Origin of the sequence: Curtobacterium sp. MCPF17_047, assembly GCF_003234045.1 — a bacterium.
GTDB lineage: Bacteria > Actinomycetota > Actinomycetes > Actinomycetales > Microbacteriaceae > Curtobacterium.
This window is the reverse complement of the sequence record NZ_QKSF01000001.1, coordinates 238,585-257,629: the sequence shown is the minus strand read 5'-3', so window position 1 is coordinate 257,629 and position 19,045 is coordinate 238,585. Positions and strand designations below refer to the sequence as shown.

Here is a 19,045-nt window from a genome sequence, read left to right as displayed (position 1 = left end):
AGGGGCTCGTCCGATGCAGCACCGCACCATCACCACCGCCGCACTCGCGGCCGTGATCGCACTCGCCGTGCCGACCAACGCGTGGGCGTCGTCGTCACACAGCGACCACCACCCGGCACCGACCAGTTCCACCGTGACCTACACGGCGAGCGACGCCGTGATCCCGAACCCCCAGCGCGGGTTCGACCACACCACGGAGACGCACTACCGCGCCGACGGCACGGGCTACACCCCGCTCGACGCCGCCACGCTCGAGGGCTACCGGGCCGACGGTGTCACCCAGATCGTCCGCGTGTTCTACATGGAGGCGTTCGTCGACCAGCGGCGCCTCAGCCCGGCCTGGCTCAAGCTGGTGCAGCACGACTACGACACCGCCCGTGCTGCCGGCGTCAGCGTGATCACCCGCTTCGCGTACGTCCAGGGCGGCAACTGGCCGTACTCGGCGCCGTACGGTGACGCCGACCTGCCGACCGTGCTCGCACACATCAAGCAGCTCACGCCGACGCTCCGCCGGAACGCCGACGTCATCCCGACCCTGCAGGAGGGCTTCATCGGCCTCTGGGGCGAGGGCTACTACACGGACCACTTCGCCAGCGACCCGGCCAACCCGGGCGTGCTGACCGACGCGGACAAGGACGCCCGACGCCAGGTCGTCAAGGCCGAGCTCGCCGCGCTGCCGTCCAGCCGCTCGATCCAGGTGCGCACCATGCAGATGAAGCAGGACGCCCTCCGCACCACGTCGGGCACCGCCGGCGCACTCACGCCGCAGCAGGCGCACAACGGCTCGGCCGCCTCCCGGATCGGCCACCACAACGACTGCTTCCTCGCCTCCCCCGACGACTTCGGCACCTTCCTGACCGACCCGCTGTCGCTCGACCAGGACTACCTGGCCGCCGACTCCCGGTACGTCCCGGTCGGTGGTGAGACCTGCGCCGTGAACGCACCGCGGTCCGAGTACCCGTCCGCCTCGGCCGAGATGGCGAAGTACCACTACAGCTACCTGAACCTGGACTACAACAAGGACGTCCTGTCGACCTGGGGCCAGGCCGGCATGACGGACGCCGCGAAGAAGCTCGGCTACCGGTTCACGATGACCTCGAGCACCGTGACCTCCGGCAAGCACGCCGCGGTCTCGGTGTCCGTGCGCAACGACGGCTGGGCAGCGCCGTACAACCACCGTCCGGTGCAGCTCGTGCTGACCAACGGTCACCGGCACGTCACGGTGCCCGTCCGTGCCGACGCGTCGTCGTGGCAGCCCGGCACCACCGCCACCGTCACCGCGTCGCTCGCGAAGGTGCCGTCCGGCAAGTGGCAGGTTGCGCTCGCGATGCCCGCCGCCGAGCGTTCGGTCGCACGTGACCCGGCCTTCGCGATCCAGACGGCGAACGTCGGCACCTGGGACGCCGCCGCCGGTGTGAACCAGCTCGGGCAGGTGGTCACCGTCCGACGCTGACGCGGACCGCCGAACGACACAGACAGGACGCCCCGGGCTCTGCGGTCCGGGGCGTCCTGCTGTCGTTCCGCGCTCGTCCACGCGACTTCCATCCGGCGTCCGTCACGATGGAGGCCATGACCCCTCGATCCCTGTTCCGCGGCCTCGCGATCGCCGAACTCGTGACCTGGACCCTGCTGCTGGTAGGCATGCTGCTGAAGTACGGCCTGGGAGCCGGTGACTGGCCGGTCCGGGTCGGAGGCGGGGTGCACGGCTTCGTGTTCCTGGCGTACCTGGTCGTCACGACGGTCGTCGCGGTGAACCAGCGGTGGTCGTTCGGCACCACGGTGCTCGGGTGGGTGAGCGCGATCGTTCCGTACACGACGCTGCCGTTCGAGGTCGGAGTCGCCCGCCGCGGCATGCTCGACGGCAGATGGCGTCGGCGCGCGGCAGCCGGGGACCGTCACGGTCCGCTCGACCGGCTGCTCTTCGTGGTCGTGCGGCACCCGGTGCTCTCGGCGCTGGTCGGTGTCGTGCTCGTCGCCGCCGTGTTCGGCGTGCTGCTGGCCCTCGGCCCGCCGGTGCCGTCCCGCTGAGTCGCGCACCGCTGCCGGGCGCGGCCGGGTCTGGGACGCGAAAGCGACAGATGTGCGCGGGAGAACCGGCGCGAACTGTCGCTTTCGCGTCTGGGACCGGCCCCGCGGCACGCCGCCGTGCGCGCAGGCAGGGCGCGCAGGCAGGGGCAGGGCGTGCAGGCAGGGCGCGCACGACGGACGGGAGGCCCGGTGCCAGCTGGCACCGGGCCTCCCGTCCGTCGTGTGTCGCGCCTACAGGCTCGCGAGCGCCGCGTTCAGCGTCGCCGACGGACGCATGACCGCACCGGTCTTGGCGTCGTCGGGCCGGTAGTACCCGCCGATGTCCGCCGGGTGGCCCTGCACCGCGACGAGCTCGTCGACGATGGTCTCTTCCTGGTCGGCGAGGGTCGTCGCGAGGCCCTGGAACGCCGCGGCGAGCTCGGTGTCCTCGGTCTGCGCGGCGAGCTCCTCGGCCCAGTACTTCGCCAGGTAGAAGTGGCTGCCACGGTTGTCGATCGAGCCGAGCTTGCGGCCGGGCGACTTGTCCTCGTCGAGGAAGGTCCCGGTGGCGCGGTCGAGCGTGTCCGCCAGCACCTTCGCGCGGGCGTTGCCGGTCACACCGGCCAGGTGCTCGAGGCTGACCGCGAGGGCCAGGAACTCGCCCAGGCTGTCCCAGCGCAGGTAGTTCTGCTGCACGAGCTGCTGCACGTGCTTCGGCGCGGAGCCGCCGGCACCGGTCTCGAACAGGCCGCCGCCGCCGAGGAGCGGGACGACGGAGAGCATCTTCGCCGAGGTGCCGAGTTCCATGATGGGGAACAGGTCGGTCAGGTAGTCGCGCAGGACGTTGCCCGTGACCGAGATGGTGTCCTCACCACGCCGGATGCGGTCGAGCGAGAAACGCATGGCGTCTTCCGGCGACAGGATCTCGATCTGCAGCCCGTCGGTGTCGTGCTCCTGCAGGTACGTGCGGACCAGGCCGATCAGGACGGCGTCGTGCGACCGGGTCTCGTCCAGCCAGAAGACGGCGGGCGTCGCGCTGGCGCGGGCACGGGTGACGGCGAGCTTCACCCAGTCGCGGATCGCGATGTCCTTCGTCTGGCAGGCGCGCCAGATGTCGCCCTGCTCGACGTCGTGCTCGAGGACGGTCTCCCCGGCGGCGTTCGTGACGCGGACGACGCCGTCGCCCGGCAGCTCGAAGGTCTTGTCGTGGGAGCCGTACTCCTCGGCCTTCAGCGCCATGAGTCCGACGTTCGGCACCGAGCCCATGGTCGCGGGGTCGAAGGCGCCGTGGGCACGGCAGTCCTCGATGACGGCCTGGTAGATGCCGGCGTAGCTGGAGTCCGGGATGACCGCGACGGTGTCGTGTTCGTCGCCGTCCGGGCCCCACATGTGCCCGGAGGTGCGGATCATCGCGGGCATCGAGGCGTCCACGATGACGTCGCTCGGGACGTGCAGGTTCGTGATGCCCTTGTCCGAGTCGACCATGGCCAGGTCCGGGCCGGCGTCGATGCCGTCCTGGAACGCCTGCTTGATCTCGGCACCGTTCGGCAGCGCGTCGAGCCCGGCGAGGACCGAGCCGAGGCCGTCGTTCGGCGTGAGCCCGGCGGCGGCGAGGTCGGCTCCGTAGCGCGCGAACACGTCGGGGAAGAACGCCCGGATGACGTGCCCGAAGATGATCGGGTCGGAGACCTTCATCATCGTGGCCTTGAGGTGGACGGAGAACAGGATGCCCTCGTCCGCCGCGCGCTGGATCTGCTTGCGGAGGAACTGCTCGAGCGCGGCGACGTGCAGCACGGTGCCGTCGACGACCTCACCGGCGACGACGGGGATCGACTGCTTGAGCACCTGCTCGCTGCCGTCCTGCCCGACGAAGGTGATCGTCAGGGTGTCGTCGGCCGGGGCGACCCAGGTCTTCTCGTTGGAGCGGAAGTCGTCGACGCCCATGGTCACGACGTTCGTCTTGGAGTCCGAGCTCCACTTGCCCATGCGGTGCGGGTGCTTGCGGGCGTAGTTCTTCACGGACAGCGGCGCGCGGCGGTCCGAGTTGCCTTCGCGCAGGACCGGGTTGACGGCGCTGCCCTTGACGCGGTCGTAGCGGGCCCGGACGTCGCGCTCGTCGTCCGTGCTCGGCTCGTCGGGGTAGTCCGGCAGGTCGTAGCCCTGCGACTGCAGCTCGGCGATCGCGACCTTGAGCTGCGGGATCGAGGCCGAGATGTTCGGCAGCTTGATGATGTTCGCCTCGGGCGTCCCGGCGAGCTCGCCGAGCTCTGCCAGGGCGTCGTCCAGGCGCTGCTCAGCACTGAGCCGCTCCGGGAACAGGGCGATGATCCGGCCCGAGAGCGAGATGTCGCGGGTCTCGACCTCGACGCCCGCGGTCTTCGCGAAGGACGCGATGACCGGCAGGAAGGAGTGGGTGGCGAGGAACGGGGCCTCGTCGGTGAGCGTGTAGATGATCTTGGCCATGCTGGCGGGTACTCCCTTGTTCGCGCGGTCCGTGCCCCCCACGCTACTCGCGGCGTGAGATGTCTCGACATCAAGATACCCGTCCTGTGGAGGAGCACCAGTGCCGACCGCACCTGTGGAGGAAGGGCACAGCCCCGCAGGGCTCCGGGGCTCAGACCGTCAGGCGGAACACCCGGAGACCGGCGGCCCGCAGGCCTGCCGTCCCGAGCCGTGTGCGCAGGTTCCGGAACGGTCGGCGGAACCCCGACTCCGCCGTGGCCACACCGAGCTGGTGCAGGACCTCCGCCGTCAGGGCGTGTTCGAGCTTCGGTGCGAGCCTGGTGACCCGCGAGACGGTGATGACGATGCGGACCGCGCCCGGGCGGAGCAGGGGCTCGAGCAACTCGGCGGCCTCCTGCGCACGGTGGAACGCGGGGTCATCGCCGGGCCGGCGGATGGCGATGACGGCGAGTTCGGCACTGCCGCTCCCGTCCACCTCGGGCACGTCGTCGACACCGACGACGCGCATCCGTGTCGCGTCGACCCCGGCACGGACGGCAGCCGCCCGCAGGACGGGGAGCAGGTCCTGGGTACCGGCGAGCACGACCTCCGCCGACCGCAGGTCGATGGGTTCGTGCCGCTCCCGCGGCGATCGGGCCATGAGGGGTCCTCTCCGTCGCTTGCCTCGACCCTACTGATCCACAGCCGGGAGGCCCGGATCCGGTCGCTCTCCGCACTCCCCGCCGCAGATGGCCGCGGAACGAGGGGCTGTACAACCGGACAGCTTGGTGCAGAATGGGCTCCGGCCATGACTCCCCCAGATGCAGACCACCCCAGCAGCACGCCCGTCGTGCACCTGACGCGTCGCGCTGCCCTGGCGGCGGAGCGGGCCGAGCAGACCGCCGCGACGAAGCCGCGCCTGCGCGCTGCGCGACCGGCAGCCGTCCCGGACGTCGCGACCCCGAACGTCACCACCCCGGTCGTCGCGGTCCCGGTCGTCACGCCCCCGCCCGTCACGCACGCCGACACCCGTGTCCGCCGGGTCCCGCGGCGGGCTGTCGCGATCGCCAGCACGACGACGGTCGGCACGGGCACCGCGGGCACCACGACTGCCGTCAGCCGCCGACGCGGAGCCCGCGCCAGCCGGCTCACCCTGACGAGCGCCGCCGCCGCCCTCGCCATGTTCGGTGCCGCCGCGATGCCCGCCCACGCCGGCACCGGGGGGTCCTCGGCGATCGCGACCCTCGCCCCCGCGGTGAGCACCCAGGACTTCGCCGTCACCCAGGTGGCGCTCCCGAGCACCTCGCGCGACGGCTTCACGGTCGGCGGCGGTGTCGCGTCGGCGGACGCCGGCGCCGTGGTGGCCGGTGAGACGGTGACCTACGGCGGCGCGATCCGATCCCCGTTCCCGGGCCCGGTCCGGATGAGTTCGGGCTTCGGGTACCGCACCGCCCCGTGCGGCGCGTGCTCGTCCCTGCACCAGGGGCTCGACTTCAACCCGGGCATGGGCGCTCCGATCGGTGCCGTCGCCGCGGGCACCGTCCGGGTCTCGGGGATCTACTTCTCGTACGGCGAGACCGTCATCATCGACCACCAGGTGGACGGCCGGAAGGTCTCGACCCTGTACGGCCACATGATCCCCGGGTCGTCGCCCCTGCAGGTCGGCGACCGCGTGGAGCCCGGCCAGTTCATCGGCAGCGTCGGGTCCTCCGGTGTCTCGACCGGAGCCCACCTGCACCTCGAGGTCCTGATGGACGGCACCCTGCCGGTCGACCCGGCCGCCTGGCTCGCCGCCCACACCGGCCGCGCACTCTAGCGAGCCGGTCTCCGAACCGGTGCCGGGCCTCCCGTCCGGTACCGGAGGGACGCACACGTAGCCTTGGCACATGGGTATCGACGTCCGCAACGAGATCCGCGACTTCCTGTCCAGCCGTCGAGCCCGGCTCACCCCGGACCAGGCCGGCATGCCGGCCTTCGGCGGGGGCACCCGGCGCGTCCCGGGACTCCGACGACACGAGGTCGCGATGCTCGCCGGCGTCAGCGTCGACTACTACACACGGCTCGAACGAGGCACCCTGAAGGGCGTCTCCGAGGGTGTGCTCGACGGGCTCGCCACGGCGCTCCAGCTGGACGAGGCAGAGCGGGCGCACCTGGCGGACCTCGCCCACCTGGCGAACGCCGGTGTGAAGACCACCCACCGTCCGGTGCCGACGTCGGTGCGCCCGGCGGTGCAGCGACTGCTCGACGCGATCACCGGCGCCCCGGCGTGGGTGCGCAACGAGCGGCTGGACATCGTCGCCGCGAACACCCTCGGCCATGCGCTCTACGCCCCCGTCTTCGCCGGCGCCGGACGTCCGGTGAACACGGCGCGCTTCGCGTTCCTCGACCCCGCCGCCCGCGACTTCTTCCCCCGCTGGGAGCAGACCGCCCGCGACGCCGTGGCCGTCCTCCGCACCACGGCGGCCTCGAACCCGTGCGAGCCCGGGCTGATGACACTGGTCAGCGAGCTCTCGGCGAAGAGCGAGGAGTTCCGCACCTGGTGGGCCGAGCACGACGTCCACGTGCACCGCTCGGGCCGGAAGCACCTGCACCACCCGATCGTCGGTGACCTCGAGCTGACGTTCGAGGCGCTGGACCTGGTGGCCGACCCCGGGCTGACGGTGTTCACGTACGGCGCCGACGCCGGGTCGGAGTCCGAGCGGTCCCTGTCGCTCCTCGGCACCTGGGCCGCCACCGAGCTGGCGGAGCAGCGGGCCGCTGTGCGTTCGCCGGAGTCGGTCGACCAGGTCGACTGAGACCGGCCGGACCGACCGAAGCCGCCTGCAACCGACCGGTTGCCGCCGACCTGCCCGCCGTAGGCTGACGGCGTGACGAGGACTGCGGACGGACCAGCCGGCGACGCCGAGCGCGGCAGGATCGACGGCACCGTCGACGGCTCGTCCCGCCATCGTCGCCCGGAGCCGGTCTTCGAGCGGGCGATCCGGGTGGCGCTCGGGCAGGCCCGTACGGTCCTCCACGTCCGAGCCGGTGCGGAGGCGAGCGCAGATGTGGGCGCGGGTGCCGGGGCGTACGAGCCGCGCGACCGGGATCTGACCGCCGTCGAGCCTCCCGACGAGGCCCTGCCCTTCGCCGACGACTCGTTCGACGCCGCCTCGTCGGCCTTCACACTTCCCGTGTGGCCCGACCTGGAACGGGGTCTCGCCGAGGTCCGTCGGGTCGCCCGTGGGCCGGTCGTCCTGCTCACCCGCGACCCGGCGCGCATCGAGGACCACTGGCTCGCCGACTACGCCCCGGACGTCCTGGCACGGGAGGCCGGGCGTTGGCCGACACTCGACCGGATCGTCGATGCCCTCGGTGGGGCGGTCACGACGACGCCAGTGCCGATCCCCTTCACGTGCGTCGACGGGTTCTCCGAGGCGTACTACGCCCGGCCGGAACGACTGCTCGACGCCAGCGCGCGCCGGGCCGACCCGGCGTGGGCCTCGGTCGACGAGATGACCGCAGCCCGCTCGGTCGCCGCCCTCCGCACCGCGATCGAGGACGGCTCGTGGGACGCCCGGTACGGCCGGCTCCGCGTGCAGCCCTCGTACGAGGGCTCCCTGGTGCTCGTCGTCGCCGAGCCGTAGGGTGCTGCTGTGAGCAACCGTTCCGAGGAGGTCGTCGGCGCCTGCGCCGACATCAGGGCCTGACGCCCCTGCCGTGTCATCGACACGGCGTCGTCGTCGACCCCTCCAGAACGAACGCACCTGAGACGCACACTGCTGCGCCGGTGCCAGAACGACAGGCTCACCATGCTCCCCGTCACCATCGAGGCCCTCCGCGCCTCCTTCGTCAACGCCTCCCGCCGAGAGCTCACCGACATGACCGTCCCCGACCTCGAGACGGTCGACTGGGACGACCTGACCTTCCTCGGCTGGCGGGACCCCAAGACCTCCCGCCGCGCCTACGCCGTCGTCCCGACGCTCGACGGCGCCCTGGTCGGCATCGTCCTCCGGCAGGCCGAGGCATCCCCCCGCTCCCGTGCCCAGTGCTCGTGGTGTCAGGACGTGAAGCTGCCGAACGAAGTCGTCTTCTACTCGGCCAAGCGCTCCGGTCCGGCGGGCCGGAAGGGCGACACCGTCGGCACGCTGGTCTGCCAGGACTTCCAGTGCTCGCGGAACGTCCGGAAGACTCCACCGCCGGCGTACGGGGGCTACGACGTCGACGCCGCTCGGCTCCGGCGCATCGAGGACCTGCAGCTCCGCGTCGCGGGCTTCGCCGCCGAGGTCTGAACCGGGACCTGGACCGCTCAGGGACGGACGGGGGGCGCGGTGCCGGCCCGCACCGCGCCTCCCGTCCGGTCAGTGCGGCAGCGGTGGGTTGTCGAACGCGATGCGGAGCGTTGCGATCCGCCACACCTCGTCGGCCACGTTGAGCGTGAAGGTGGCCGTGCCCGTCGCGACGATGACCGGCGCGGAGCCGTCGACGGCGATCAGCGTCAGGAGGGCGGTCGCCCGACTGGTCCCGTCCACGCCGCCCGTGATGACGGTGTTGGTGAGCAGGTGCCGCTGCTGGACGGGCGGACCGTCCGACGGTGTGGAAGCGAACCCGATGATGGCGTCCCGCCCGCGGATCGGGCCCATGACGACCTGGTCCCTGACGGCGAAGGACCACTCGGCGTCGTCCCGGTGCACGGCGGCGAGGGCGTCGAGGTCGTGTGCATCGAGCGCCGAGCCGTACTGCGCGATGACCTGCTGGATCTCGTGGGTCGCGGCGCTCATGCGACGGTGAGCACGATCTTGCCTTCGAGGTGGCCTGCCGCGGCCCGCTCGTGCGCGAGCCGCGCGTCGGCCAGGGTGTAGGTGCTGTCGATCGCGACCCGCACGACCCCCGTCTCGAGGAGTTCGGCGAGTTCCGCGAGCTGGGCACCGCTTGCGCGCACCTGGGTGCTCGAGACCGAGACCTCCTCGGCCGCGGCCCGCTCGGGGTCGACGGGACCGAAGAAGACCGGGAAGAGCGCACCACCGCGCGTGACGTTCGCGAGGAACCGACCGGTGTCCGGCCCGCCGACGCTGTCGAGGACGAGGTCGAACTCCGCACCGGATCCCTCGGGGGGCGTCACCGTGTAGTCGAGGACCTCGTCCGCTCCGAGTTCCTCGAGGAACTGCCGATGCGCTCCCGAAGCGACCGCGACGACGTGCGCGCCCTTCCACTTCGCGAGCTGGACGGCGATGTGGCCCACACCGCCGGCGGCACCGTTGACCAGGACCCGGGTCCCCTCGTGCAGCGGCACCGGGCGGTGCAGCTCCGCTTGGAACGGCGGCACGGTGTCGTGCCCGAGCTCGATGAGGAACTGCCAGGCCGTCAGCCCCGCCATCGGCGCCGCGGCCGCGTGGACGTGGTCGATGCTCGCCGGCTTGTGCGCCAGGTCGGTCGCCGGTGCCGCGACGTACTCCGCGTACGCGTTCGCCGGGGCGTCCGGGAAGCGGATCAGGCCGAAGACCTCGTCGCCGGGCACGAAGTCCGTGACGTCGGGCCCGACCGCTTCGACCACGCCGGAGATGTCCGAGCCGAGGATCAGGGGGTAGGCGAGGACGGGTCGCCACTCCGGCGGCAGGATCGTCATGCCGTCCCGCATGTACCAGTCCGGTGGGTTGAGCCCGATGGCGTGGACCCGGACGAGCACCTCGCCCGCCTGCGGCTCCGGTCGGGTCACCTGCTCGTACCGCAGGACCTCCGGTCCGCCCGGGGTGTGGACCTGGACTGCGTGCATCATCAACTCGGTCATCGTGTCTGCCTGTCGGTCATCTAGACTGGACCGAAGTGGACCAGTGGTCCGAATATATGGACCAGTGATCCAGATAGCAAACGAGGTGCCCGGATGCGAGCAGACGCACGCAAGAACCACGACTCCCTGGTGGACGCGGCCGCCGCCGTCTTCGCAGAGGACGGTGCCGACGCGTCCCTCCGCGTCATCGCCCGTCGTGCCGACGTCGGCCTGGCGACGCTCCTCCGGAACTTCCCGACCCGGGACGCCCTGCTCGAGGTGCTGCTCCGCACCGGCTTCACGGAACTGGCTGAACACGGACGCGCCCTGATGACGGCCGACGACCCCCGCGCTGCGCTGCTCACCTGGGTCCGGGAGTTCGTCAGGAGCGCCGACGTCTACCGCGGCGTCATCGACGTGATGGCGTCGGCGATCGACGACCCGGAGTCAGCCCTGCATGCCGCGTGCGTCGAGATGCGGGCGTCGGGCGCGGAGCTGCTCGCACGCGCGCAGCAGGCCGGGGTCGCTCGGTCCGACCTGGACGGCGACGACCTGTTCATCCTCGCCGCCGGCTTCGCGTGGACGCGCAGCCAGGCCTCCGCACCCGCTCGCCGCGAGCACGTCCTCGACGTGCAGCTCACGTCGCTCGGGACCTGATCGCGGCCCCTCGGGTCCGACGACGTCACCGTCGTGAGTGACGACGGACGGGAGGCCCGGTGCCAGCTGGCACCGGGCCTCCCGTCCGACAGGTGGTCGCGTCAGCGACCGATGCTGGACATGTCCGGGTAGCGGTCACCGGTCGGCAGCGGCAGCGACGTCAGGCGCTCGACCTGCTCGGCCGTGAGGGTGACCTCCGCACCGCCGACGTTCTCCTCGAGCCGCGAGACGCGCTTCGTGCCCGGGATCGGGACGATGTCGTCGCCCTGGGCGAGCAGCCACGCGAGCGCGACCTGCGCCGGGGTGCCGTCGACCTCGTCCGCGATGCCCTTCACCACGTCGACGATCGCCATGTTCGCCGCGAAGGCCTCCTCCTGGAAGCGCGGGTTCGCGGAGCGGAAGTCGTCGGCGCCCAGGTCCGACGGCTTCGTGATGGCTCCGGTGAGGAACCCACGGCCGAGCGGCGAGTACGGCACCAGGCCGATGCCGAGCTCACGGAGGGTGTCGAGCACGTCACCCTCGGGGTCCCGCGTCCAGAGCGAGTACTCGCTCTGCAGGGCCGTGATCGGGTGGACGGCGTGGGCCTTCCGGATCGTGGCGGCACTGGCCTCGGAGAGACCGATGTGGCGGATCTTGCCCTCCTGCACGAAGCCGGCGAGCTGCCCGATGACGTCCTCGATCGGCACGGCCGGGTCGACGCGGTGCTGGTAGTAGAGGTCGATGTGGTCGGTGCCGAGCCGGCGGAGCGATCCCTCGAGGGCGACGCGGACGGACTCCGGCGCACTGGAGATCGCGCGGGTCTGGGTCGGCGTCTGCTCGTCGGCCTCGTGGTGGTACAGGCCGAACTTGGTGGCGATGACGACCTCGTCGCGGCGGCCGCGCAGGGCCTCGGCGAGGAGTTCCTCGTTCGTGTACGGGCCGTACGCCTCGGCGGTGTCGAAGAGCGTGACCCCGAGGTCGATGGCGCGGTGGATGGTGCGGATGGACTCGGCGTCGTCCGAGCCGGCACCCGAGTAGAAGGCACTCATGCCCATGGTGCCGAGGCCGATCGAGCCGACCTGGAGGTCGGCGAGCTTGCGTGTCTGCATGCGTGGTCCTCTCGTTCGCAGTCCCGGTGTACTCGCCTGCATCCGGTCGGAGGGAGGCACTGGCCGTGCCCGCCTGACGGGAATGCACGGCAGCGGCGCCTGCGCACGACACCACGAACGCCGACGGACCCGGTCCGCGCGTTGTGCGCGGTACCGGGTCCGTCGGGTGGTGCGAGCTGGTCGTCAGTGCTTGCGGAAGTACGCGTTCGACGCCGGCAGGAACATCAGGACGGTGGCGACGATGACCAGGATCAACGTGATCGTCCCGAAGACCGAGAAGGCGGCGAAGATGCCGAGCAGCTGCAGGATCGCCAGGACGAGCAGCACGATGCGGGCCCAGTTCCGGCCGTCACGCATCTTGAAGACGATGAAGAGCTCGACGAGTGCGATGACGATCGCGATGACCGCGCCGACCGTCAGCCCCGCGCGCATGGTCGTGTCGTCCGTCTGCGATCCGACGCCGATGACGTTGACGATGCCGCCGATGATGCCGACGACGACGACGATCAGCCAGAGGATGAACGAGACGGTGACCGTGGTCGGACGACCGGTCGCGGAGGTGGTGCTCATGTGGGCGTTCCCTTCGTGGCTCGGTGAGCCGTTTGCACTTGTGAACCTGAACGTAGTCTCCGAACGCACCGCTGTCCGTTTCGCGACGTGGTCGGATCGTCCCCGTGAACCTGACCTTCCGGCTCCTGTTGCTGACCCTGCGCGTGCGCCTCTCCCCGCGTCGCCGGCTGTCGCTGTGGGACGAGTCGCGGACCCCGTTCCGCGTGACGCTCACGGACCTGGACCCGCTCCGACACGTGAACAACGGCAAGTACCTGTCACTGCTCGACCTCGGCCGCTTCGAGCTGATGCTCCGGTCGGGTGCCTGGCGCACCTTCGGTGAGCACGGGTGGTACCCGGTCGTCGCCGCGCAGACGATCACCTACAAGCGGTCGCTGACGCTCGGGCAGCGCTTCGAGTTGCGGTCGCGGGTGCTCGGTGTGGACGAGCGCGCCGTGTACATGGAGCAGACCTTCGTCCGCCACGGGGACGTCGTCGCCCGGGCCGTCGTGCAGGCCCGGTTCCTCCGTCGGACGGGAGGCACGGTGCAGCCCGACGAGCTGCTCGCGGCGGTCGGTGGGTCACCCCGCGACCTGACCCTGCCGGGCTGGGTGACGGCGTGGGCCGGCGCCGTGCGGGTCAGCGGCGCCGGGAGGGCCTGAGTCCTACGATCGGGCCATGGAGATCGAGCCGTTCGTCGTCGCCGACGCCGCTGCCTGGCGCGCCTGGTTGGACGGTCACGAGGACCTGTCCGACGGGGTGTGGCTGGTGCTCGCGAAGAAGGGCACCACGAGTCCGACGAGCCTGACGTACGCGCAGGCCCTCGACGAGGCGCTCTGCTCGGGGTGGATCGACGGGTCCAAGCGCGGGCTCGACGCGGCCACGTTCCTCCAGCGGTTCACCCCGCGCCGGAAGGCGTCGCTGTGGTCGCAGCGGAACGTCGGGCTGGTCGCGGGGCTGGTCGCGGCCGGACGGATGCGGTCCCGGGGGCAGGCGGAGATCGACCGGGCGGAGGCCGACGGTCGGTGGGACCGGGCGTACGCGGGTGCGGCGACCGCCGAGGTGCCCACCGACCTCCGTGCAGCGCTCGACACCGCATCGACCGCCGCCGCCCTGTTCGCGGAGCTCGACGCGACGAACCGGTACGCCGTCGTGCACCGTGTGGTGACCGCTCCGAGTCCGACGGCGCGGGCGAACCGGGTGGCGAAGCTGGTCGGGATGCTGGAGCGCGGCGAGACGCCGTACCCCCGTGCCCGGGCGGACCCTCAGGAACGTGGTGCCAGGCAGGCGTAGACCGGGTGGATGACCACTGGCACTGACACCACGAACCGTCCGGCCGCATCTTCCGGCACCTTCCGCATCGGCGGGGACCTCGAGGTCAACCGCCTCGGCTACGGCACCATGCAGCTCACCGGCCCCGGCGTGTGGGGACCGCCGAAGGACCACGACGAGGCGATCCGCGTCCTCAAGCGCGCCGTCGAGCTCGGGGTGAACTTCTTCGACACCGCCGACTCCTACGGCCCCTACGTCGCCGAGGAGCTCCTCAAGGAGGCGCTGCACCCCTACGGCGACGACGTCGTCATCGCGACCAAGGCCGGCCTGACCCGCACCGGCCCGAACGAGTGGCCGCCGGTCGGCCGCCCGGAGTACCTGCGCCAGGAGGCCGAGATGAGCCTCCGCCGCCTGGGCCTGGAGCGCATCGACCTGTTCCAGCTGCACCGCATCGACCCGAAGGTCCCGCTCGAGGACCAGATCGGTGAACTCAAGAAGCTGCAGGACGAGGGCAAGATCCGCCACATCGGGCTGTCCGAGGTCTCCGTCGACGACGTGAAGGCCGCGCAGGAGATCGCCACGATCGTCTCCGTGCAGAACCTCTACAACCTCACCGACCGGTCGGCCGAGGAGCTCCTCGACTGGTCCGAGCAGCAGGGCATCGGGTTCATCCCGTGGTTCCCGCTCGCGACCGGCGGCCTGACCGGCGAGGACTCGCCCCTCACCGAGCTCGCGAAGCAGAAGAACGCCACCCCCGCGCAGGTCGCGCTCGCGTGGCTGCTCAAGCGCTCGCCCGTCATGCTGCCGATCCCGGGCACGTCGAGCGTCGACCACCTCGAGGACAACCTCCAGGGCGCGACGATCGAGCTCAGCGACGACGAGTTCCAGGAGCTGTCGAAGCTGCACAGCTGACGCAGTTCCGATCCGACCGACCTCGCGAGCTCGGTCGGCGCTGGCGCCGTGTGCCGCTGGCGCGTCACTCGGAACGAGCGCGCGGGAGGCTCCCCACCGGTCCGGTGGGGAGCCTCCCGTCATCCGTTCGGATGATCTCCGCACGGCTGCTTGCCGACCCATACCGAGTATGTGCATACTCGGTATGCCCGAGGGGAAGTGCTCCGACGGGTCGAGGGGGAACGATGAGCGTTCGCATGGGCGTACTCGCACTGCTGGTGGCCGAGCCGGGTTACGGCTACCAGCTCCGGGGGGAGTTCGAGCACCGCACGGGGGGCAGCTGGCCGCTGAACATCGGCCAGGTCTACACGACGCTCGACCGGTTGGAACGCGACGGCCTCGTGGCCCGCGGTGACGCCGACGACGACGGGCACGTCGTCTACACGGCGACCGACGCCGGGCGCGAGGCCGTCGACCGCTGGTTCAACGAGCCGGTCGCCACCAAGCGCGGTCGCGACGAGCTGGCGATCAAGTTCGCGATCGCGGTCACCGTGCCCGGCGTCGACGTCCGACACCTGGTGCAGGTGCAGCGGACCGCGGCGCTCCGGGCACTGCAGGACCTGACCCGGTTGAAGCGCACCACGGACCCGGCGACGGAACTGGCATGGTCACTCGTGCTCGAGTCGATGGTGTTCCAGGCGGAGTCCGAGGTCCGGTGGCTCGACCACGTCGAGTCGAGCGTCGCGCGGTACCAGCCGGCGCCCCGAGCCACGATCGACACCCCCGACGACGAGGACGCCTACGGCAGCGAGCCGACCGGCCGCCGTGGCACGGGAGTCGTCCGATGAGCACCGCACCGCTGCTGGAACTCGACGCCGTCGCCGTGCAGTACGGCAGCGGCAGGCAGGCTGTGACCGCCCTGGCTGGTGTCGACCTGACGATCCGACCGGGCGAGATGGTCGCCGTCATGGGCACCTCCGGCTCGGGCAAGTCGACACTGCTGTCCGTCGCCGGCACGCTGATGCCCCCGACGAGTGGCGAGGTCCGCATCGACGGCGAATGGGTGTCCGACCGCCCCGCACGCGAACTCGCAGCGCTGCGGCGACGGGTGCTCGGGTTCGTGTTCCAGGACTTCAACCTCATCCCCTCGCTGACCGCGGTCGAGAACGTGGCGCTGCCGCTGGAGCTCGACGGCTGGCGGACCGGGCGTGCACGGAAGGCCGCGGAGCTCGCGCTCGAGAGCGTCGAACTCGGACACCGTCTGGACGCCTGGCCGGACGACCTCTCCGGCGGCCAGCGACAGCGCATCGCCATCGCCCGCGGGGTCGTCGGGGACCGCAAGCTCGTCCTCGCCGACGAGCCGACCGGTGCCCTCGACTCGCAGACCGGCGAGGTCGTCCTCCGCATGCTCCGTCGGCACGTCGACTCCGGCGCCGGCGCACTGCTCGTCACGCACGACGCCCGGCACGCCGCGTGGGCGGACCGCATCGTGTTCCTCCGCGACGGCCGGATCGTCGACGAGTCGTCGTACGCCGGCGTCGAGCTGGCCCTGACCGACGTGCAGGAGCGACCGTGAGCGAGCGGCCCCGGCGGGACACGCACCGTCCGACGATCCGCAGCCGCTCCCCGTTCGCCGTCCGCCCGGCACTGCTGCTGGCCCGACGTCTGGCGTTCGCCCGGCCCGGGCGTGCGGTGCTCGTCGCGGCACTCATCGGCTTGCCGATCGCCGGCCTGGCCGCGGGCGGGGTGCTCATCGCGTCGAGCACGCAGAGCACCGAGGACCGGTTGACCGTCGAACTCGGGCAGTCCGCGGCGATGCTCGAGGCGAACGGCCCGGACATCGCCGGCATGCGGCAGGACCCGGTGGACCGGTACACGTCGACCATCGCGAAGAAGAGCCCGCTGCAGCGGTACTACGACCGTCCGGACACCTCCGACGCCGACGCCAGCGCCTTCCCGACACCCGACCTGCTCGGCTCCGTGCCCGACGGTGCCGCGTCGATCCCGGTCCGGCAGGGCACCGCCGTCGTCAGCGGCCCCCGCGTCCCCGTCACGGTCAACGCCGTCGAGGGCCAGACCTGGGCGGGCGCACTGCAGGGCCACTGGGAACGCATCGACGGCGGCGTCCCGCGATCCGGCAACGAGGTCCTCGTCACCCCGGCGACGCTCGACCGACTGCACATCGCGATCGGCCAGACGCTCGAGCTCAACGACCCGGTCCAGCGGCAGGTCACCGTCGTGGGGACGCTCCGCGACCTGGGGCAGCCCACGTCGAGCCTCGGGGTGTTCGGAGAGTGGGGCGCACTCGGACTCGAGGACGACACGACCGCGCAGGTGTTCCTGCCCGACCGCAGCGTCACGTGGCCCGAGATCCAGCGGTACAACGACCACGGGATCCTCGTCGAGTCGCGGGCAGTCGTGCTCGACCCACCCTTCCCGAGCGCGAGCACGCGCGGCTCCGGTTCCCTCATCAGCTACGGGTACGTCGGTCTGGCCGGGGTGTTCGCCCTCTTCGAGGTCGGGCTGCTCGCGGCGGCCGCGTTCCTGGTCAGCTCCCGCGCCGACACCCGGACCCACGCGGTGCTCGCCAGCGTGGGCGGGGACCGGCGCTTCCTGTTCACCGTGGTGTCCTCGTCCGGGCTCGTGCTCGGTGCCGTGGGGGCCGTCGTCGGCAGCGCGCTCGGCATCGTCGGCGGTGTCGTCGCGTTCCACCTGCTCGACTCCGGCGACCGCGCGCAGTACCCCGGCGTCCACCTGCCCTGGCTGGTGCTGCTCGTCGTCCTGGTCCTCGGGGTCCTGGCCGGCTGGGCCGCGTCGCTCGTCGCCGCCCGGAGCGCCAGCCGGGTCGACGTGGACAGCGCCCTCCGTGGTGCGACCCGCCCCGCCCCGGTGTCGCGTCGACGACGGGCCGCGGCGGCCGGACCGGTGCTCGCCGTCGTCGGCATCGTGATGACCCTGGCCTGCGGCATCGGGGTCCTCGCCCTGAACGCCCGCCCCGTCCAGGAGGACCACCTGGCCCTCGTCGTCGGCGCCGGGGTCGCGCTCGGGCCGTGCCTGGCGCAGCTCGGCATCGTCATGGCCGCCCGTCGACTGCTCGGCGCGGTCGCCCGCGTCGGCGAACGGTTCGGCCTGCCCGCCCGGATCGCCGTGCGGGACGCCGTCCGCAACCCGGTCCGGACCGTCCCGGTGCTCGCGAGCGTGATGAGCGTCGTGTTCGTCGCGACCGTCGTCCTGACCTTCACCGCGTCGCAGTCGACCCAGAGCAACGAGCAGTACGAGTTCCGGACCGCGACGGGCGTCGGGACGACCGCGGTCACCGACGTCGACGGGGTGCCGGACGCCGACCTCACCGCGCGGGCGGTCCGCGTCGTGCGACAGGTCGTCCCGGAAGCCCACGTCCGCGTGCTCGGCGCGGGCGTCGAGAACCGCTCGGACGACGCCCCGGTGACGTTGCCGGTCGACGTGCACCGCCCCGACTGCATGAGCGCCGGCAGCGGACCCTGCGCCGGGTGGTTGGTGGGGCCGGACAGCACCAGCCCGCACGTCTTGACGGGCAGCGCCGACGACCTCGGCGTGCTGATCGGACACCGGCCCTCCCGAGCCGCCCGGGCAGCGCTCGAGCACGGTGACGCCGTCGCCGTCCGCCCCGAGTTCGTCCAGGACGGTGTCGTCCGGTTCGACACCCGCAAGGCATCGCAGTTCGCGATGTACGGGGAACAGCCGACCGGTCGGCCCCTGCACACCATGACCGTCCCGGCCGTGGTCGAGCACACCGACGAGCCGCTGCAGATCGCCGTCTTCCTCACTCCGCAGGGTGCCGCACGCCACGGCCTGGAGACCGAGCCGAACTACCTCGTCGGGAGCTTCCCGGACGGCATGTCGACGGAACGCTCCGACGCCCTCGCCGCCACCTGGCAGGCCTCCGCCGGACAGCAGGCGGACTCCTGGTACCCGTCGTTCACCGTCGAGGCCGGACCGCAGGACCCGTTCCGTCCGATCGCCCTGGTCGTCGTCCTGCTCGCCGGCATCGTCACCCTCGGGGCCACGACCGTCGCGATCGGACTGGCCCGCGCCGACGGCCGCCGCGACGACGAGGTCCTCGACGCGATCGGCGCCTCACCCGGGGTCCGTCGCCGGGTCTCCACCTGGCAGGCCGCGGTGCTGACCCTGGTCGGTTCGCTGGTCGGCGTCGCGCTGGGGGTCCTGCCGCTCCGGGCACTGACGCTGCGGTTCACCCCCACCCCGCTCGGCGTCTCGCACCTGCCGTTCGCGCCGGACCCGACCTCGCTCGTCGTGCTCGCGCTCGGCCTGCCGCTGCTGGTCACCGCCGGGGTGTGGGCCGTCGCGGGGCGTCGGCGGCGGGTGGCGGTGCGCCGGACGGCCTGACGGCGGA

General features: G+C 71.9%; 19 protein-coding genes. 13 read left to right on the top strand and 6 right to left on the bottom strand.

Translation table 11 applies throughout. The features are described from left to right. Positions 1–13: 13 nt before the first annotated feature. Positions 14–1,453, top strand: coding sequence for a DUF4832 domain-containing protein (locus tag DEJ33_RS01315; protein WP_111078361.1), 1,440 nt, complete (start codon positions 14–16; stop codon positions 1,451–1,453). 116 nt (positions 1,454–1,569) lie between these two features. Next, positions 1,570–2,028, top strand: coding sequence for a DUF3817 domain-containing protein (locus DEJ33_RS01310; RefSeq protein WP_111078454.1), 459 nt, complete (start codon positions 1,570–1,572; stop codon positions 2,026–2,028). Between the two features lie 231 nt (positions 2,029–2,259). On the opposite strand, the gene DEJ33_RS01305 is transcribed toward DEJ33_RS01310, so the two are convergent. Both DEJ33_RS01305 and DEJ33_RS01300 read right to left on the bottom strand, forming a co-directional pair. Beyond that, positions 2,260–4,470, bottom strand: a complete 2,211-nt coding sequence (locus DEJ33_RS01305; protein WP_111194137.1) for an NADP-dependent isocitrate dehydrogenase — start codon at positions 4,468–4,470, stop codon at positions 2,260–2,262. A 151-nt stretch (positions 4,471–4,621) separates the two neighbouring features. After that, positions 4,622–5,110 (bottom strand): hypothetical protein, encoded by a 489-nt coding sequence (locus DEJ33_RS01300; protein ID WP_111078360.1) that lies wholly within the window; start codon positions 5,108–5,110, stop codon positions 4,622–4,624. 147 nt (positions 5,111–5,257) lie between these two features. On the opposite strand from DEJ33_RS01300, the gene DEJ33_RS01295 reads away from it, so the two are divergent. The 4 genes from DEJ33_RS01295 to DEJ33_RS01280 all read left to right on the top strand — a co-directional run bounded on the left by DEJ33_RS01295 (position 5,258) and on the right by DEJ33_RS01280 (position 8,720). Then, positions 5,258–6,265 (top strand): M23 family metallopeptidase, encoded by a 1,008-nt coding sequence (locus DEJ33_RS01295; protein ID WP_146242501.1) that lies wholly within the window; start codon positions 5,258–5,260, stop codon positions 6,263–6,265. A 70-nt stretch (positions 6,266–6,335) separates the two neighbouring features. Beyond that, positions 6,336–7,244 carry a helix-turn-helix transcriptional regulator gene (locus tag DEJ33_RS01290; RefSeq protein ID WP_181437240.1) on the top strand — a complete coding sequence of 303 codons (909 nt, stop codon included), beginning with the start codon at positions 6,336–6,338 and terminating at the stop codon, positions 7,242–7,244. 72 nt (positions 7,245–7,316) lie between these two features. Continuing rightward, a complete protein-coding gene (locus DEJ33_RS01285) occupies positions 7,317–8,075 on the top strand; it encodes a class I SAM-dependent methyltransferase (protein WP_111194136.1) in 759 nt (252 codons plus the stop codon). A gap of 165 nt (positions 8,076–8,240) precedes the next feature. Further along, a complete protein-coding gene (locus DEJ33_RS01280; protein WP_111194135.1) occupies positions 8,241–8,720 on the top strand; it encodes an FBP domain-containing protein in 480 nt (159 codons plus the stop codon). A 69-nt stretch (positions 8,721–8,789) separates the two neighbouring features. Here the strand turns inward: DEJ33_RS01280 and DEJ33_RS01275 are convergent, their stop codons facing one another. Together DEJ33_RS01275 and DEJ33_RS01270 are read right to left on the bottom strand one after the other, a co-directional pair. Continuing rightward, positions 8,790–9,209: a nuclear transport factor 2 family protein gene (locus DEJ33_RS01275; RefSeq protein ID WP_111194134.1), complete on the bottom strand. Its 420-nt coding sequence runs from the start codon at positions 9,207–9,209 to the stop codon at positions 8,790–8,792. Continuing rightward, complete coding sequence (locus DEJ33_RS01270; RefSeq protein WP_220034430.1) at positions 9,206–10,216, bottom strand: NADP-dependent oxidoreductase; 1,011 nt, start codon at positions 10,214–10,216, stop codon at positions 9,206–9,208. Before DEJ33_RS01270 ends, DEJ33_RS01275 begins: the two co-directional genes overlap by 4 nt. 93 nt (positions 10,217–10,309) lie before the next feature. On the opposite strand from DEJ33_RS01270, the gene DEJ33_RS01265 reads away from it, so the two are divergent. After that, positions 10,310–10,852, top strand: a complete 543-nt coding sequence (locus DEJ33_RS01265; protein ID WP_111078355.1) for a TetR/AcrR family transcriptional regulator — start codon at positions 10,310–10,312, stop codon at positions 10,850–10,852. Between the two features lie 101 nt (positions 10,853–10,953). Here DEJ33_RS01265 and DEJ33_RS01260 read toward each other — a convergent pair whose 3' ends face one another. Together DEJ33_RS01260 and DEJ33_RS01255 are read right to left on the bottom strand one after the other, a co-directional pair. After that, positions 10,954–11,940, bottom strand: coding sequence for an aldo/keto reductase (locus DEJ33_RS01260; protein ID WP_111194133.1), 987 nt, complete (start codon positions 11,938–11,940; stop codon positions 10,954–10,956). 183 nt (positions 11,941–12,123) lie between these two features. Next, a complete protein-coding gene (locus DEJ33_RS01255; RefSeq protein ID WP_111078353.1) occupies positions 12,124–12,510 on the bottom strand; it encodes a hypothetical protein in 387 nt (128 codons plus the stop codon). Positions 12,511–12,614: 104 nt separating this feature from the next. Here DEJ33_RS01255 and DEJ33_RS01250 point away from each other — a divergent pair, with 104 nt between their 5' ends. The 6 genes from DEJ33_RS01250 (at position 12,615) to DEJ33_RS01225 (ending at position 19,038) form a co-directional block, all read left to right on the top strand. Further along, positions 12,615–13,151 (top strand): thioesterase family protein, encoded by a 537-nt coding sequence (locus DEJ33_RS01250; protein WP_111194132.1) that lies wholly within the window; start codon positions 12,615–12,617, stop codon positions 13,149–13,151. Between the two features lie 16 nt (positions 13,152–13,167). Continuing rightward, on the top strand, positions 13,168–13,782 hold the full coding sequence (locus tag DEJ33_RS01245) for a YdeI family protein (RefSeq protein ID WP_111078351.1): 615 nt from the start codon (positions 13,168–13,170) through the stop codon (positions 13,780–13,782). Between the two features lie 9 nt (positions 13,783–13,791). Further along, on the top strand, positions 13,792–14,673 hold the full coding sequence (locus DEJ33_RS01240) for an aldo/keto reductase (RefSeq protein ID WP_111078350.1): 882 nt from the start codon (positions 13,792–13,794) through the stop codon (positions 14,671–14,673). Between the two features lie 224 nt (positions 14,674–14,897). Further along, the gene (locus DEJ33_RS01235; protein ID WP_111078349.1) at positions 14,898–15,500 is read left to right on the top strand and encodes a PadR family transcriptional regulator; all 603 of its coding nucleotides are present in this window, start codon (positions 14,898–14,900) and stop codon (positions 15,498–15,500) included. Next, positions 15,497–16,228: an ABC transporter ATP-binding protein gene (locus DEJ33_RS01230; protein ID WP_111078348.1), complete on the top strand. Its 732-nt coding sequence runs from the start codon at positions 15,497–15,499 to the stop codon at positions 16,226–16,228. Before DEJ33_RS01235 ends, DEJ33_RS01230 begins: the two co-directional genes overlap by 4 nt. Further along, positions 16,225–19,038, top strand: a complete 2,814-nt coding sequence (locus DEJ33_RS01225) for an FtsX-like permease family protein (protein WP_111194131.1) — start codon at positions 16,225–16,227, stop codon at positions 19,036–19,038. The genes DEJ33_RS01230 and DEJ33_RS01225 overlap by 4 nt, the downstream gene beginning before the upstream one ends. The last annotated feature ends 7 nt before the right edge of the window (positions 19,039–19,045 follow it).